The following is a 12,782-nucleotide window of genomic DNA, read 5'->3' as shown; positions in this document are numbered from 1 at the left end:
TGTGAACTCCATTCTGCCGGTTGAATCTACTCCGAGAGGGCGCCCATGTCCGAGAATCCCGTTCAGCGCATCGTCGCGCACGCCTATCCGTGGGACGTGCTCGGTGATCCGCAGTTCGTCGAGCGAGCGCGTGAGCTGGGGGTTCGCGAAATCGCGCTCGCCGCCAGCTACCACTCCACCCGAGCTGCAACGCCGCTGCACCCACGGCACAAGGTTGTCGATGCTCACCACGCGGCGCTGTATCGGCCCCTCCGCGACGAGGCGTGGACCGGACTCCCGATCACTGCCCGAACCGCGACCTGGGCTGGGTCCGAGGACGCCTTCGGGGACGCAGCTCGTGTGCTCGTGGCGGCGGGAATCGATGTTCATGCGTGGATCGTTCTCTCGCACAGCACGATCCTCGGACACGCGCATCCAGGTGCCACCGTCGTCAACTGTTTCGGAGATCGCTACCCGTATGCGTTGGCGCCCGGCCATCCCGACATCATCGCCTACGCCCGCACGCTCGCAGCCGAGGCCGTCCGCGGCGTCGAGGTGCGCGGTGTGTCCATCGAAGCCTGCGGTCAACTCGGGATCGCCCATGTCGGCCCGCACGAAAAGACCGACGGCGCCTACCCGGGCATCGGCGACACTCTGATGTCGATCGACTGTGCGCCCAGGCAGCTTGATGCCTGGTCCGAACGTGGGGTCGACGCGGAGAATGTCGTATCCAAGCTGCGCGACGGTGTCGACGCGTTGGCCGGGGGCAGTGTGGACCCAGGGTCGACGATCGAGGACGTGCTCAGTTCCGAGGAGGCCGACGCGGTGCTCGCCACGCGCCACCGCGATGCCGACCACCTGCGTCGGGAGGTCCTGACGGCAGTGCGGCTCGAGGCGCCCTCGGCCCGCGTCACCCTGCACGGACACCCGGACCCGTGGAAGACAGGCCCGTCCCCGGCGCTCACAGACAGTGCTGTGGACCAGGTCGACGCAGTTCTCGTCTCGGCGTGGCCCAGTACCGCAGAAACCGTGTCCGTCATCGAGCGCACACGTGCGAAAGTCGGCGGCAGGGTCGCGGTGGGTGCCTACGTTTCGGTACTGCCGCCCAAGAAGCTCGACGAGATCGGCGATCACGTCGCCGCCGCCGTCGGAGCGGGCGCCGACGAGCTGCACCTCTATCACCTCGGGCTCGTGAACACCCCGCAACTCGATGCGTTGGGGTCGATCATCGCCGGGTATTCCCGCTGACCCCTGACCCCCTGACCCTCTGACCTCTTGCGCTCCTGACGCCCCGTGCGTGCCCTGCATGCACGGGGCGAAGGTGCATCTCACATGCGTTTGCCCAGCGGATGATCGCAGAACGCCCCGCCTACCCGCTGCAGGATCGGGTCGTCGAACGTCCATTCGTGCTCGGCCAGAAATTCTTCCGCGAACTGTTCGGCATCTTCCATGGGGCGGTAGCCGATCGCCGCGCCCTCGGCGCCGGACCACCAGGCTCTGGTGTTCTTCGAGATGCCCCAGACCGTGTGAAACCCCTTGGCGTTGTCGGACAGCGACGCTTCGACGAGGCGTGCAGTGTCGGCCGGCGACATCCAGCTTGCGAGCCCTCGGTAGTTGGGCGGCTTCTCGAAGCTCGACCCGATGCGCAGATTGACCACGTCGATGCCGAAACGGTCGTGGTACATCCTGCCCAGCGCTTCGACCGCAGCCTTCGACCAGCCGTAGAAGCCGTCGGGACGTGGCGATACGTCGCCCGGGAGCGGCTGGCCGGCGGCTTCGTCGTGAGTCCAGAATCCGACGGCATGGTTGCTCGATGCGGTGACGACGCGGGTGACACCGTGGGCCACCGCAGCGTCGAAGATCGCCTGTGTGCCGTCGACATTGATCGAGAGGATGTTCGCCCACGAGTCCTCGGTACTGAGTCCACCCAGGTGAAGGATCGCGTCGACGCCATCGACTGCGGCCGCGACCGCTGCCCGATCGGTGACCGATCCCTGCACGAATTCCTCGGTGGCGGAGTCGATATCAGCGATCTCGGCGATATCGAACAGTCGCAGTGTGCGGTCCGGTCGACGCAGCAGCGGGCGCAACATCGCGCCCATGTTTCCGGCGGCGCCGGTGATCAGCAGTCGTGTCATCGTCTCTCGTTTCTCTCGGAAGCTTGTGCTCTGCATCACGGTAGTACATACTTCGAAACGAAGTCACCATCTTGACTCACATTCACATATGTGAACTCCACTCGGATCGTCCGGCACGTTCCTGCCGGTGAAGGAGCACCCACCCATCATGGCAACAGTTGCTTTCGAGAACGTCACGAAACTCTTCCCAGGCGGCGACAAGGCAGCCGTCGACCAACTCGACCTCTCCATCGAGGACGGCGAGTTCCTCGTACTCGTCGGTCCCTCCGGATGCGGAAAATCCACATCGCTGCGCATGCTCGCCGGGCTCGAAGACGTCGACCGCGGCTCCATCACGATCGGCGGCAAGGACGTCACCGAGTTCGAACCGAAGGACCGCGACATCGCGATGGTCTTCCAGAACTACGCCCTCTACCCCCACATGACCGTCGGGGAGAACATGGGCTTCGGACTTCGAATCGCCGGCGAGGACAAGTCCGAGATCAAACGACGTGTGCAGGACGCGGCGAAGATCCTCGACCTCACCGACTACCTCGACCGCAAACCCAAGGCGCTCTCGGGTGGGCAGCGGCAGCGCGTCGCAATGGGCCGCGCGATAGTACGCAAACCCCAGGTCTTCCTCATGGACGAACCGTTGTCCAACCTGGACGCCAAACTGCGAGTGCAGACCCGCGCGCAGATCTCCGCACTGCAACGCCGGCTGGGGACGACCACCGTCTACGTCACCCACGATCAGGTCGAAGCGATGACGATGGGTGACCGCGTCGCGGTGCTGAAAGACGGTGTGTTGCAGCAGTGTGACACACCCCGCCGCATGTACGAGCATCCCGACAACGTGTTCGTCGCCGGCTTCATCGGATCGCCTGCGATGAACCTGCTCGAACTACCACTCGTCGACGGTGGCGTCAGCTTCGGCGGCGATATCGTGCCCGTGCCGCGCGCATCGGTCGCCGGCATCGGCGAGAGCACAGTGACACTCGGGGTACGTCCCGAGGACCTCGAGATCACCACCGGCAGTCACAGAGGTCTCGAGGTGACCATCGACGTCATCGAGGAACTCGGTGCCGACGCCTACGTCTACGGCCAGGCCGATGTCAACGGCAAGAAGCAGCCCATCGTCGTACGTGCGGACGGGCGCATCCCTCCTCGTCGCGGCGAGGTGATCACCCTGTCCTACGCGGCCGAGCGCACCCACCTGTTCTCGACCGTCACCGGTGAACGGCTCGTCGACTAGCACTGAAAGGCAACTCATGACCACCGCAACACATACCTCGCTCACCGGAGACTTCCTGGTCGGCGGCATTCCCCGCACCGGCGCAGGCGCACCGATCGTCGCGATCGACCCAAACACCGGATCCACCCTCGCGCCGACGTTTCACCACGCGAGAACGCAGGACGTTCGAGACGCAACCAGAATCGCAAACGACGCATTCGACACCTACCGGCAGACCACCTCGCAGGGGCGCGCGCAGTTCCTCGACTCGATCGCCGAGAACATCATCGGCCTCGGTGACGAACTGATCGACCGTGCAGCGGCCGAAAGCGGTCTGCCCCGTGCACGATTGCTCGGTGAGCGCGGACGCACCGTGGGACAGCTGCGCCTGTTTGCCGCCGTCCTGCGTGAAGGGAGCTGGAACGGCGCACGGATCGATCCGGCGGTACCCGATCGCGAGCCATTGCCCCGCAGTGATATTCGCCTGCGCATGGTGCCGCTCGGACCGGTCGTCGTCTTCGCTGCCAGCAACTTCCCTCTTGCCTTCTCTGTTGCGGGAGGCGACACCGCGTCCGCACTGGCAGCCGGATGCCCCGTCATCGTCAAAGCGCACGACGCCCATCCCGGTACATCGGAACTCGTCGCACGAGCGATCTCGACAGCCGTGGCAGAGCACGGACTCCCCGAGGGCACGTTCTCCATGCTCTTCGGCAAAGGTCAGACGATCGGCGTCGAGCTCGTCACCGACCCGGCCGTCGCGGCCGTCGGATTCACCGGATCACGCGGCGGCGGCCTGGCTTTGACGCGCGCCGCTGCCGAGCGAGAGGTGCCTATCCCGGTGTATGCCGAGATGAGCAGCATCAACCCGGTGGTACTGCTTCCGGGTGCGCTCAGGGAGTCCGCCGCCACGCTGGGAACGAGCTTCGTTCAATCGTTGACGATGGGTGCCGGCCAGTTCTGCACCAACCCCGGTCTGGTGTTCGCCGTCGTCGGCGCCGAACTCGGGGAATTCTTGAACTCGGCTGCGGCTGCGGTGGGCGCCGCCACCGGCGCCGCGATGCTCACCCCCGGTATCGCCGAGGCCTACGCCTCGGGTCAACGCGCGCTGCGCGAACACGCCGATGTCGACTCCGTCGCCGCCGGTCGGCCCGGATCCTCGGCGTATCAGGGATTACCGGAACTTCTCGTCACCGACGCCGAGAACTTCCTGGCCGAACCCGCACTCCATGCGGAGGTGTTCGGCGCGACATCGTTGGTGGTGCGGTGCGCCGACCTCGACCAACTCCACCTCGCCGTGAACAGTCTCGAGGGACAGCTCACTGCCACGGTGCACGCCGCCCCGGTCGATCATGCGGATGCGAGGAAGCTCGTTACGACACTCGAGCGCAAAGTCGGCCGCATTCTGTTCAATGGCTGGCCAACCGGGGTGGAGGTCGGCCACGCCATGGTTCACGGCGGCCCGTTCCCCGCGACCAGTGATTCTCGAACCACGTCGGTGGGCAGCCTCGCCATCGACCGCTTCCTCCGACCCGTCAGCTACCAGGACGTACCGGCCGACCTACTCCCGTCTGCGATCGCCGACGGCAACCCCGACAACATCTGGCGCCGCGTCGACGGCAGCCTGACACAGGAGTAAAGATCATGCTCGATGGAGTTCTCTTCTTCCCCGTCACCCCCTTCGACGCAGACGGCAACGTCGACGTGCAAGCGCTCGCCGACCACATCGAGGTAGGCGTCGCAGCCGGCCCCGGTGGAGTCTTCGCCGCGTGCGGAACCGGTGAGTTCCATGCACTCTCACCCGAGGAGTTCCGCATCGTGGTGGAGACCACGGTGAACGTCGCGGCCGGACGCGTCCCCGTATATGCGGGAGCCGGCGGTGCGCTACCCATCGCCCGCCAGCTCGTGGCCACCGCTGCCGAGGTCGGCGCGGAGGGGATCCTGCTGCTTCCGCCCTATCTCGTCGGAGCACCCCCCGAGGGCCTCGTCGAATACGTCCGCCAGGTCTCCGATGCCAGCGAACTTCCCGTTATCGTCTACCACCGAGCGAACGGACAGTTCACCGAGCGCAGTGCACTCGCCGTCGCCAAGCTACCCAAGGTCGTCGGCTTCAAGGACGGCGTCGGTGATCTGGATCTGACCTCTCGCATCGTTCGCAGATTGCGCGATGCGCTCGGCGACAAAGAGTTCCAGTTCTTCAACGGGTTGCCGACGGCAGAGGTGTCCCAGCAGGCGTTCCGAAGTATCGGTGTCACCCTGTACTCCTCGGCGGCTTTCGCCTTTGCGCCGGACATTTCACTTGCCTACTACTCGGCACTCGAGGAAGGGCAGATCGAACTCGTCGACGCTCTCAACCGTGAGTTCTTCCACCCGCTCGTGCGGTTGCGCGACACCACTCCCGGCTATGCCGTCGCGCTGGTCAAGGCCGGTGTGACCTTCGGCGGCATCGATGCCGGCTCGGTCCGAGCGCCGCTCGTCGATGTCTCGGATGCGCACAGGTTCGAGCTGGAACAGATCATCGCAGCGGGTCGAAAAGTGCTGGCACAGTAGGCGGCTCCGCCACATGTGAGTGGAAATACATAGCCTGCTATGTATTTCCACTCACATGCGCGAGCAGCGCCTCCAGCGTCGACCGGGCACCGTTGTCGTGCAGAGACTTCAGCTGCTTGGTGTACTCGGCGACGAATCTGTCGTTGTCGACGAGGTCGCCGAAGACCGATCGGTTGGCGATGAACGCCGTCGGGTCCTCGTGCTGCTTCCGCGCCAGCGGAACGAGGGTGTCTTTCAACTGGTCGACGATCTCGATCGGCTCGCCCTGCTCGTCGACGCCCTCGGCGTAGCGTGCCCAACTGGCGACGACGGCGGTGGAAAGTGCTATTTCCCCGCCGGTTTCGAGATTGGTGCGGATGACGGGAAGCAGCCACTTCGGGATTCGATCGGAGGATTCCGAGCAGAGCCGCGCGACCGTATCGCGAATCTCGGGATTGGAGAAGCGTTCGATCAGCGTCCTCTTGTACTCGTCCAGGTCGATTCCCGGCACGGCCTGCAGCGTCGGGGTCGCCTCGTTGTCCATGTACGCCAACAAGAACTGCGCGAACGAGCGATCCTGCGCCACCTCGTGCACCAGGCGGTAACCGCTGAGGTAGCCGAAGTAGCATAGAGCCTGATGGCTGGCGTTGAGCAGTCGAAGCTTCATCAGCTCGTACGGCGTGACGTCCTCGACCACCTGCACGCCGACGTGTTCCAACGGGGGGCGACCCAGAGTGAAAGCGTCCTCGAGCACCCACTGTGTGAACGGCTCCCCTGCCACGGGCCAGTGGTCATCGATTGCATAACGGTCCTTCAGCTCCAGCATCACCTCGGGTGTGGTGACCGGGGTGATGCGGTCGACCATCGAGTTGGGGAATGCGCCCTCAGCAGAAATCCACTCGGCCAGCGACGTATCCTTCAGCTGTGCAAAGGCAGTGAACGTCGACTGCGCGATGTGGCCGTTGCCCTCGATGTTGTCGCACGACATTATGGTGAACGGCTTCAGACCACGTTCACGACGCCGCGCCAACGCAGCGATCACCAGTCCGAACGTCGTTGTCGGAACCGCCCCGTCTTCCAAATCGGCGACGACCGCCGGATTGGACGCGTCGAACTCGCCTGTCGTAGCCGAGAAGTTGTATCCGCCCTCGGTGATGGTGAGCGAGACGATCCTCGTGGTCTCGGCGGCCATCTTCTCGATGACAGCCTCGGCGTCGTCCGGCGCGAACAGATACTCGACGATCGAGCCGATCACCCGGGTGTCCCAGGTGCCGTCGGAGTGCTTGAGGGCCAGGGTGAAGAGGCAGTCCTGGGCGTCCATGACGTCCTTCATCTTTCGATCCCCGGGCAGAACCCCGACACCGCAGATGCCCCAGTCCATCGCCTCACCCTGTTGCAGTAGACGATCCACGTACATCGCCTGGTGGGCACGGTGGAACCCGCCGACACCGAAGTGCACGATGCCCACCTTCACCTCGGAGCGATCGTAGGTGGGGACCGCCACGTCCTCGATGAAATCGTCGAGGGTGTGCGAGTTCAACTTCATGCGTTGGTCTCCTTCGGCAGTGTGACAACAGCTTTGATGCTGCCCGGCGTTCTGTCGGCGTTCAACGCGTCCTCGACGTGGGCCAGATCGAACCGTGCGGTGACCATGGCGTCGAGGTCGACGAGACCGGCCAGCACCAGTTCGCGCGCGATCGGCCACGTGTTGGCATATCGGAACACGCCCGTCACGATCAGTTCGCGGTTCTGGATCACCGAGATCGGCAGCGGATAGTCGGAGGCGCCCATGCCGACGAGGACCACGGTACCGGCGGGGCGGACGGCGTGGATGCCGTCGACGACGGCCCGCGGCGCCCCGGACGCGTCGATGAAGGCATCGACGTCGAGAGCCCGGGTGTCCTCGACGGCCGGATCGACGACGCGCGTCGCGCCGAACGTCGAGGCGTTGGCGCGTCGGGACTCGTCGATGTCACTGACTATCACCTCCGTCGCACCGAATGCGCGCGCGACCTGAGCGGTGACCAGGCCGACTGGGCCTGCCCCAGCGATGAGCACACTCGACCCGGGGCTGATCCGAGCCTTCTGAACGGAGGCGATCCCCACCGAGAGCGGCTCGAACAACGCGGCCGCCTCGTCGGAGATCTCGTCGGGAACCGAGTGCGCGAAGACGGATTGGATGACGACGTACTCGGCGAGCGCACCGTCGATCGGGGGTGTCGCGAAGAACTCCATTGCCGGGCACAGGTTGTATCGGCCGGCCCGGGACTGTGCGCTGGTGGGGTCCGGGCGCTGAGGCTCGATCGAGACGCGTTGACCGACGCGACCGGGGTCGACGTCGGCGCCCACCGCGACGACGATTCCCGCAGCCTCGTGTCCGAGGACGAGCGGACCGGTGACGACGTGGTCACCGATGCGTCCTTCGCGGTAATAGTGAGCATCAGATCCGCATACACCGACAGCTGTTACCCGAATCAGGACCTCGTCAGAGGCCGGTGTGGGTACCCGGCGTTCTTCGAGGCGGATTTCCTTAGGTCCGCTGAGGACGCTGGCCGCCATCGTCAGTGGCACCGGTAACTCCGAGGGGATGTGTGTTGTGTAGATCACACCTGAATGCTAGCTTATTGAGCAGAAGAACACAGCATGAGCATCTGCTCACAACTGAGGAGTGGCATTGTTTGCAGCGGTTCCAGAGCTTCAGGGCCCGCAGCGATCGTCGAAAACAACCGACGACCTGCGGCTCGCGCTCAGGGCGGCCTCGATGTACCACCTCGAGGGCGCAACGCAGGCCCACATCGCTGCCAAGCTCGGAGTCTCGCGTCCGACGGCGGGACGCCTGATTGCCAAGGCGCGTGCACTGGGGCTGGTCTCCATCGAGATCAACGTCCCCGACGAGGTCCAGGGCACCGTGCACGCCGACATCGAGCAGGAACTCGAGATGCTGTACGGCCTCACCGAGGTGTTCGTCGTCCCGGACGTCGTCGACGGAACCGACACCGGATATGGCTCGCTCGGTCGTGCCGCAGCCGCGATGCTGACCCGCAGGCTCGACGCCACCGACACCCTCGGTTTCACCTGGGGTCCCGAAACGGTGGCCGTCGCCCATTCGCTGAAAACACGCGGGGCGAAATGCGCGCAGGTTGTTCAGCTCGACGGCTCGATGAGCTCGGCCAACTACCAGACCGGCGTCGAATACACACTCGGGAGGTGCGCTGAATACCTGCAGGCGAGGCCGGTCCGACTCAACGCGCCCCTGTACGCCGATCCAGCAACGGTGACTGCCCTGCATCAGGATTCGGTGGTTTCACGCGCCCTCAAAGCCGGGACCGAGGCCGATGTCATGATCTACGGCCTCGGTCCCGTTTCCACCTCCACCACCTTGTTCGAAGGCAGTTTCATCGACACCGATGTCCTCGAGGAGTTGCATCGTCTCGGTGCCGTGGGTGAGATCGGCGGCAGGTTCTTCTCGATCGACGGCACGCCCACCGCCGGCTCCCTTCCGTCTCGGACGGTGTCGGTCGAACTCGATGCCATTCGCGCCTGCGCGGGAGCCATCCTGATCTCCGGTGGCCGCAAGAAACATCAGGCCATGCTCGGTGCGCTGCGCGGTGGGTTCGCCTCCGTTCTGGTCACCGATATCGAAAGCGCGCGTTGGTTGACGGCGCAGAAGGGACCGGGAGTGGAGCCCGCAGGAACGACCCAGAAGGGGCCGGGAACGACCCAGAAGGGGCTGGGAGTGGAGCCCGCAGGAACGACCCAGAATGGAGAGCAATTCAAGTGAGCAAATTACCGAAAGTAGCTGTCGCGGCCTCGCTCGCGACGACTTTGGTGCTGTCCGGTTGCGCGGGAGCGGGATCGTTCGGAGGCGGTGGTGACGGCACCACGATCACCGTGGCCATCGTGTCGAACTCGCAGATGGCCGATGCCATTTCGCTTGCGCCGTCGTTCGAGGCCGACAACCCTGGCATCAATCTGAAGTTCGTCTCGCTCTCGGAGAACGAGGCCCGCGCGAAGATCACCGCCTCGGTTGCGACCGGTGGCGGCGAGTTCGACGTCGTCATGATCAGCAACTTCGAGACACCGCAGTGGGCCGAGAACGGTTGGCTCACCAACCTGTCCGAGTACGCCGACGCCACACCCGGTTACGACGAGGACGACTTCATTCCGACGCTCAAGGATTCGCTGTCATACGAGGGCAGCATGTATGCGGTGCCGTTCTACGGTGAGTCCTCGTTCCTGATGTACCGCAAGGACCTCATGGAGGCGGCAGGCATCGAGATGCCCGAGGAGCCGACTTGGGAGGAGGTCGCTGATGCCGCGGCGACACTCGACAGCCCCGATGTTTCGGGCATTTGTCTTCGCGGAAAGCCAGGTTGGGGTGAAGTTCTCGCGCCATTGAACACCGTCATCAACGCTTTCGGCGGCCGGTGGTACGACGAGGACTGGAACGCCCAGCTCGACAGCCCCCAGGTGCAGGAGGCCGTGCAGTTCTACGTCGACACCGTGCGCGAACACGGCCAGCCGGGAGCCGCGACCAGTGGCTTCAGCGAATGCGCGACGCAGCTCTCGCAGGGCAACACTGCGATGTGGTACGACGCCACCTCGGCGGTCTCGGTCCTCGAGGATCCCAGCGCCAGCAACGTCGTCGGCCAGATCGGTTATGCGAAGGCGCCGAGCGCGGTCAAGGGTGACAACGGGTGGCTGTATTCGTGGGCACTCGGGATCCCGAAAACGACCGAGAATCCAGACGAGGCCTGGAAGTTCGTGTCCTGGATGACCAGCAAGGAATACCTCGAGAAGGTCGGCAACGAGCTCGGCTGGGAGCGTGTGCCACCGGGTAGCCGCGTGTCCACTTACGAGATACCGGAATACGCCGAGGCAGCAACCGCATTCGGCCCGCTCACTCTCGAATCCATCGAGGGCGCAGATCCCAACAATCCGACCGTGGACCCGGTGCCCTACACCGGCGTGCAGTTCTTGACGATCCCCGAGTTCCAGGACCTGGGTACGCGGGTGAGTCAGCAGATCAGTGCAGCAGTGGCAGGACGAATCAGCGTCCAGGACGCGCTCGCGCAAGCGCAGCAATACGCCGAAGTGGTCGGCAAGACGTACCAGGAGGGCCAGGGATGACCACCACAGAAGTCCGGTCGACGGACGCCGGATCCGACGAGTTCGTACCGCGATCTCGGACGATCTCCAAAGCCGAAGGGTGGCGTCGGCGAGGCCCACTGCTTCCGGCGTTGATCTTTCTCATTCTCGTCACACAGATTCCGTTTCTCTTCACGCTCTACTACTCGACACAGTCCTGGAACCTCGTACGCCCGGGATCGCAAGAGTTCAACTGGCTCAACAACTACGTGGACGTCTTCCGGGACAGTCAGTTCCGTGAGGTGGCACTGAACACGGTCATCATGATCGTGGGCACCGTCATCATCTCGGTGATACTGGGCCTGATGCTGGCGCTGCTACTCGACCGTAAGTTCATCGGACGCAGCCTCATCCGGACACTGCTGATCACACCGTTCCTCGTCACTCCGGTGGCGGGTGCGCTGATCTGGAAGACGGCGATGTTCGATCCGGTCTTCGGCCTGATCAATTTCGTGCTCAGCCCGTTCGGTGTCGAGCAGATCGACTGGGTCTCACGCTTTCCGCTCGCTGCCGTCATGACCAACCTCATCTGGCAGTGGACGCCGTTCATGATGCTGTTGATCCTCGCCGGGCTGCAATCGATGCCCAAGGACATCGCCGAAGCGGCTCGCGTCGACGGTGCCAGTGCCTTCTCGCTTTTCCGTGAACTGACGCTCCCGCACCTGCGTCGATTCATCGAACTCGGGGCCGTGCTCGGTGCGATCTACCTCGTCAACACCTTCGATGCCGTCTACATGATGACCTCCGGCGGACCGGGCGTGGCGAGCGCCAACCTTCCCTTCTACATCTACCAGCGCGCGTTCCTCGGCTTCGATATCGGTCAGGCCGCCGCGATGGGTGTGGTGACCGTGATCGCAACGATCCTCGTCAGCACGCTCGCGCTCCGATTGATCTTCAAGAGCTTCAGCGGGAACGAGGAGGCAGCCTGATGAGTACCCCGGTTATGCACAAGAAGAAAAAGTTCGGCACAGGCACCATCTGGACGGTGCTGGCCTGGATCCTCGGGCTCGGGTTCTTCTTCCCGGTGCTGTGGATGGTCCTCACCGGATTCAAGCAAGAGGCCGACGCCTACTCCGACCCACCGAAGCTGTTTTTCACCCCGACGCTCGATCAGTACCGCGCGGTCCTCTCCAGCGGTATCGGTACGGCGTTGATGAACTCGGCGTTCGCGACGATCGTCTCGACCATCCTCGTTCTGCTGCTGGGAATTCCGGCTGCGTTCGCGCTCTCGCTTCGCCCGGTGAAGAAGACGAAGGACGTGCTGTTCTTCTTCATCTCCACCAAGATGCTCCCGGTGGTCGCCGTGATCGTCCCGCTGTACGTCATCGTCGGCGACATCGGCCTGCTCGACAACATCTGGGCCCTCATCGTGCTGTACACGGCGATGAACCTGCCCATCGCAGTGTGGATGATGCGATCGTTCTTCCTCGAAGTCCCCAGCGAGCTACTCGAAGCTGCCAGCATGGACGGTGCATCGCTGTGGACTTCGGTGCGCGAGGTGATACTTCCGCTGGTCTCGCCAGGTATCGCAGCGACCGCGCTGATTTGCACCATCTTCTCGTGGAACGAGTTCTTCTTCGCGGTCAACCTCACCGCCGTTCAAGCACAAACGATTCCGGTGGCACTCGTCGGATTCATCACCGGTGAAGGCCTGTACTGGGCCCGTCTGTCCGCCGCTGCGACGCTCGCAGCACTCCCCGTCGTCCTGGCCGGCTGGATCGCGCAGAACAAGCTTGTGCGCGGACTGTCCTTCGGTGCCATCAAGTAATCAGGAGAAT

The 12,782-nt window shown here is 64.1% G+C and carries 11 protein-coding genes; 8 read left to right on the top strand and 3 right to left on the bottom strand.

All coding sequences use genetic code 11. The features are described from left to right. Positions 1-45: 45 nt before the first annotated feature. Complete coding sequence (locus tag KVY23_RS08885) at positions 46-1,227, top strand: hypothetical protein (protein WP_230556123.1); 1,182 nt, start codon at positions 46-48, stop codon at positions 1,225-1,227. Between the two features lie 80 nt (positions 1,228-1,307). Here the strand turns inward: KVY23_RS08885 and KVY23_RS08880 are convergent, their stop codons facing one another. Continuing rightward, a complete protein-coding gene (locus KVY23_RS08880) occupies positions 1,308-2,117 on the bottom strand; it encodes an NAD(P)-dependent oxidoreductase (RefSeq protein ID WP_230556122.1) in 810 nt (269 codons plus the stop codon). A 148-nt stretch (positions 2,118-2,265) separates the two neighbouring features. On the opposite strand from KVY23_RS08880, the gene KVY23_RS08875 reads away from it, so the two are divergent. From KVY23_RS08875 to KVY23_RS08865, 3 genes are read left to right on the top strand one after another with little or no spacing between them, the layout of a single operon-like run. Then, on the top strand, positions 2,266-3,351 hold the full coding sequence (locus KVY23_RS08875; RefSeq protein WP_230556121.1) for an ABC transporter ATP-binding protein: 1,086 nt from the start codon (positions 2,266-2,268) through the stop codon (positions 3,349-3,351). A gap of 16 nt (positions 3,352-3,367) precedes the next feature. Then, entirely contained in the window at positions 3,368-4,966 is a 1,599-nt protein-coding gene (locus KVY23_RS08870; RefSeq protein WP_230556120.1) for an aldehyde dehydrogenase (NADP(+)), read from the top strand. 5 nt (positions 4,967-4,971) lie between these two features. After that, the gene (locus KVY23_RS08865; protein ID WP_230556119.1) at positions 4,972-5,877 is read left to right on the top strand and encodes a 5-dehydro-4-deoxyglucarate dehydratase; all 906 of its coding nucleotides are present in this window, start codon (positions 4,972-4,974) and stop codon (positions 5,875-5,877) included. Between the two features lie 37 nt (positions 5,878-5,914). Here KVY23_RS08865 and KVY23_RS08860 read toward each other — a convergent pair whose 3' ends face one another. After that, positions 5,915-7,402: a mannitol dehydrogenase family protein gene (locus tag KVY23_RS08860; protein ID WP_230556118.1), complete on the bottom strand. Its 1,488-nt coding sequence runs from the start codon at positions 7,400-7,402 to the stop codon at positions 5,915-5,917. After that, positions 7,399-8,415 (bottom strand): NAD(P)-dependent alcohol dehydrogenase, encoded by a 1,017-nt coding sequence (locus KVY23_RS08855; RefSeq protein ID WP_230556267.1) that lies wholly within the window; start codon positions 8,413-8,415, stop codon positions 7,399-7,401. Before KVY23_RS08855 ends, KVY23_RS08860 begins: the two co-directional genes overlap by 4 nt. A 115-nt stretch (positions 8,416-8,530) precedes the next feature. Here KVY23_RS08855 and KVY23_RS08850 point away from each other — a divergent pair, with 115 nt between their 5' ends. From KVY23_RS08850 to KVY23_RS08835, 4 genes are read left to right on the top strand one after another with little or no spacing between them, the layout of a single operon-like run. Then, entirely contained in the window at positions 8,531-9,637 is a 1,107-nt protein-coding gene (locus KVY23_RS08850; protein ID WP_230556266.1) for a sugar-binding transcriptional regulator, read from the top strand. Beyond that, on the top strand, positions 9,634-10,986 hold the full coding sequence (locus KVY23_RS08845; RefSeq protein WP_075837803.1) for a sugar ABC transporter substrate-binding protein: 1,353 nt from the start codon (positions 9,634-9,636) through the stop codon (positions 10,984-10,986). Before KVY23_RS08850 ends, KVY23_RS08845 begins: the two co-directional genes overlap by 4 nt. After that, entirely contained in the window at positions 10,983-11,933 is a 951-nt protein-coding gene (locus tag KVY23_RS08840) for a carbohydrate ABC transporter permease (protein WP_206510482.1), read from the top strand. Before KVY23_RS08845 ends, KVY23_RS08840 begins: the two co-directional genes overlap by 4 nt. Beyond that, positions 11,933-12,772 (top strand): carbohydrate ABC transporter permease, encoded by an 840-nt coding sequence (locus KVY23_RS08835; protein WP_230556117.1) that lies wholly within the window; start codon positions 11,933-11,935, stop codon positions 12,770-12,772. Before KVY23_RS08840 ends, KVY23_RS08835 begins: the two co-directional genes overlap by 1 nt. Positions 12,773-12,782: the final 10 nt, after the last annotated feature.

Origin of the sequence: Rhodococcus sp. I2R (genome assembly GCF_020889545.1) — a bacterium.
Classification (GTDB): Bacteria; Actinomycetota; Actinomycetes; order Mycobacteriales; family Mycobacteriaceae; genus Rhodococcoides.
Note: the sequence above shows the minus strand (reverse complement) of the source record. Positions and strands in the feature narration are given on the sequence as shown.

Bases quoted from the DNA above. Each gene is read 5' to 3' on its own strand.
- KVY23_RS08885 (WP_230556123.1), top strand. From the start codon at position 46: ATGTCCGAGAATCCCGTTCAGCGCATCGTCGCGCACGCCTATCCGTGG.
- KVY23_RS08880 (WP_230556122.1), bottom strand. From the start codon at position 2,117: ATGACACGACTGCTGATCACCGGCGCCGCCGGAAACATGGGCGCGATG.
- KVY23_RS08875 (WP_230556121.1), top strand. From the start codon at position 2,266: ATGGCAACAGTTGCTTTCGAGAACGTCACGAAACTCTTCCCAGGCGGC.
- KVY23_RS08870 (WP_230556120.1), top strand. From the start codon at position 3,368: ATGACCACCGCAACACATACCTCGCTCACCGGAGACTTCCTGGTCGGC.
- KVY23_RS08865 (WP_230556119.1), top strand. From the start codon at position 4,972: ATGCTCGATGGAGTTCTCTTCTTCCCCGTCACCCCCTTCGACGCAGAC.
- KVY23_RS08860 (WP_230556118.1), bottom strand. From the start codon at position 7,402: ATGAAGTTGAACTCGCACACCCTCGACGATTTCATCGAGGACGTGGCG.
- KVY23_RS08855 (WP_230556267.1), bottom strand. From the start codon at position 8,415: ATGGCGGCCAGCGTCCTCAGCGGACCTAAGGAAATCCGCCTCGAAGAA.
- KVY23_RS08840 (WP_206510482.1), top strand. From the start codon at position 10,983: ATGACCACCACAGAAGTCCGGTCGACGGACGCCGGATCCGACGAGTTC.
- KVY23_RS08835 (WP_230556117.1), top strand. From the start codon at position 11,933: ATGAGTACCCCGGTTATGCACAAGAAGAAAAAGTTCGGCACAGGCACC.